This is a genomic window from Streptomyces albidochromogenes (assembly GCF_005981925.1).
GTDB lineage: Bacteria > Actinomycetota > Actinomycetes > Streptomycetales > Streptomycetaceae > Streptomyces > Streptomyces albidochromogenes.
This window is the reverse complement of record NZ_VBVX01000547.1, coordinates 1-2,108: the sequence shown is the minus strand read 5'-3', so window position 1 is coordinate 2,108 and position 2,108 is coordinate 1. Positions and strand designations below refer to the sequence as shown.

At 72.8% G+C, this 2,108-nt stretch carries 2 protein-coding genes and 2 tRNA genes; 2 read left to right on the top strand and 2 right to left on the bottom strand.

The window, feature by feature from the left end; translation table 11 throughout:
* Window positions 1-98: 98 nt before the first annotated feature.
* Together E2E34_RS33690 and E2E34_RS33685 are read left to right on the top strand one after the other, a co-directional pair.
* Window positions 99-173, top strand: a tRNA-Asp gene (locus tag E2E34_RS33690).
* A 22-nt stretch (window positions 174-195) separates the two neighbouring features.
* A tRNA-Phe gene (locus tag E2E34_RS33685) sits at window positions 196-272 on the top strand.
* An 86-nt stretch (window positions 273-358) separates the two neighbouring features.
* On the opposite strand, the gene E2E34_RS33680 is transcribed toward E2E34_RS33685, so the two are convergent.
* Together E2E34_RS33680 and E2E34_RS33675 are read right to left on the bottom strand one after the other, a co-directional pair.
* The gene (locus tag E2E34_RS33680) at window positions 359-1,192 is read right to left on the bottom strand and encodes a cytochrome c biogenesis CcdA family protein (protein WP_138905624.1); all 834 of its coding nucleotides are present in this window, start codon (window positions 1,190-1,192) and stop codon (window positions 359-361) included.
* Window positions 1,189-1,962, bottom strand: a complete 774-nt coding sequence (locus E2E34_RS33675) for a DsbA family protein (protein ID WP_138905623.1) — start codon at window positions 1,960-1,962, stop codon at window positions 1,189-1,191. Before E2E34_RS33675 ends, E2E34_RS33680 begins: the two co-directional genes overlap by 4 nt.
* Window positions 1,963-2,108: the final 146 nt, after the last annotated feature.

The window sequence follows — 2,108 nt, the reverse complement described above, 5'->3', positions numbered from 1 at the left end:
GTGGCCCAGGACGCCGCCCTTTCAAGGCGGTAGCACGGGTTCGAATCCCGTTGGGGGCACGCACAACCGTGTGCGAGACTTGTTCTCGCACCACGCTTGGTCCTGTGGAGCAGTTTGGAGTGCTCGCCACCCTGTCAAGGTGGAGGCCGCGGGTTCAAATCCCGTCAGGACCGCTGCGGATCGCGAGATCCGAGTGGCTGGGTAGCTCAGTTGGTACGAGCGATCGCCTGAAAAGCGATAGGTCGCCGGTTCGATCCCGGCCCCAGCCACCACAACGAAAGCCCCCGTCCACGGACGGGGGCTTTCGCGTACCCCGCCACCCCTCGAAGGCCCCGCCCACCGGGCGGGGCCGTTCGCGTCATCCCTCCTCGGGCACCTTCCGGCGGCGGGCGCGCAGCGCCAGTACCGCGCCCGCCACCGCCACCACGCCGGTCAGCAGCACCGCGTCGGGCACGGACGCGCCGAGGCCGCTCACCCATTCCTCGACGGCGAACGAGTCGTCCACGTCCAGCAGACCGGGCAGCGCCGTCGTGCCGTCGAACACCAGGAACAGCGCGCCCAGGGCGACGAAGAAGAGGCCGGACAGCAGCGACGTGGTGTGCAGCTCGAAGCGCCCCACCCGAAACGCCTTCCCGCGCAGCCACTGCCGTCTCCCCAGCTCGAACCGCTCCCAGAGCAGTGCGAGGACGAAGAGCGGCACGGCCATGCCCAACGCGTAGACGGCCAGCAGCAGTCCGCCGTACACCGGACTGCCGCTGACGGCCGCGACCGTCAGGACGCTGCCGAGGATGGGGCCCGCGCAGAAGCCGGCGAGGCCGTAGACGGCTCCCAGCGCGTACACGGAGACCGCCGTCGTGGGCCTGATCCGCCCGGAGAGCGCGGCGACACGGCGGGACGCGAAGCCCATGCCCAGGATCTGCGCGACGCCGAGGGCGACGATCAGCCAGCCGCCGGCCAGGACGAGCTGGTCGCGGTGCCCGTAGAAGAGCCGCCCGGCGTACGAACCGGCCGCGCCCAGCGGCACGAGGGTGGTGGCGAGTCCGGCGTAGAAGACGCCGGTCCTGGCCGTCAGCCGGGACGCCGTATCGATCGAGTACGCGAAGAACGCGGGGAGCAGCAGGGCGCTGCACGGGCTGAGCAGGGCGAGCAGCCCACCGAGGAAGGCGGCGAGATATCCGATGTCGGGGCTCACCGGTCCGCCTTGGCGTCCTTGGCGTCCTTCGTGTCCTTGGCGGTCCTCGCCGCCTTCGCCGCCGCCTCGATCGCCTGCGTGAAGGCCGCGGCGGGCTGGGCGCCGGCGATGGGCCTGCCGTTGACGAGGAAGGACGGCGTCGACGTGGCCCCCAGCTGGTACGCCTCCTCCTGGTCCGCCCGCACGGCCTGCGCGGCGGCTTCGCCTCCGGCGTCCCGGGTGAAGCGGGCGATGTCCTTCACGCCCGCCTCCTCGGCCAGCGCCTTGAGCCGGGCCTCGCCGAATCCCTTCTCCTTGGCCCCCTCGGCGTACGCGGCCGCGTGGAACTGCCAGAAGCGGCCCTGCCGGCCGGCCGCCCACGCCGCGCGCGCCGCCGCGTCGGACTCCTTGCCGAAGATCGGGAAGTTGCGCCACTCGATGCGCAGGGTGCCGTCCTCGACGTACTTCTCGACGAGCGCGGGTTCGGTGTCGCGGGCGAACTTGCCGCAGTAGCCGCACAGGAAGTCGGCGTACTCGATGAGCACGACGGGCGCGTCGGCCCGGCCCTGGGCGAGCGCGTCGCCGTGGTCGCGCCGGGCGAGCTTCGCCAGCTCGGAGTAGACGCCGGCCTGCGGATCGGCGGAGACCTCGGCCGCGGGCACGTCGGCGGAGGAGGCGCCGCCCGGCTTGGTGGCGGTGTACGAGGCGACGCCGAGGAGGCCGGCCGCGACGGCGACGGCCGCGCCGATGGCGATGTTGCGGCGGGTGGTGGTCCTGGAGGAGGTGGTCATGGGTGTTTCGGTACTCCTGAACGGATGCGGGAGGCAGAGACGGGGGGCCGGCGTGGCGGCGGCGCGAGGCAGCCGGGGGCCGGGAAGCCGGAGGCCGGGAAGCCGGAGGCCGGGCAGCAGGTGGACCGGGCGGGGCCACTTTTCCC

What these genes read in the sequence shown, in the direction of transcription:
- E2E34_RS33675 (WP_138905623.1), bottom strand. Translation starts at nt 1,962, where the DNA reads ATGACCACCTCCTCCAGGACCACCACCCGCCGCAACATCGCCATCGGC.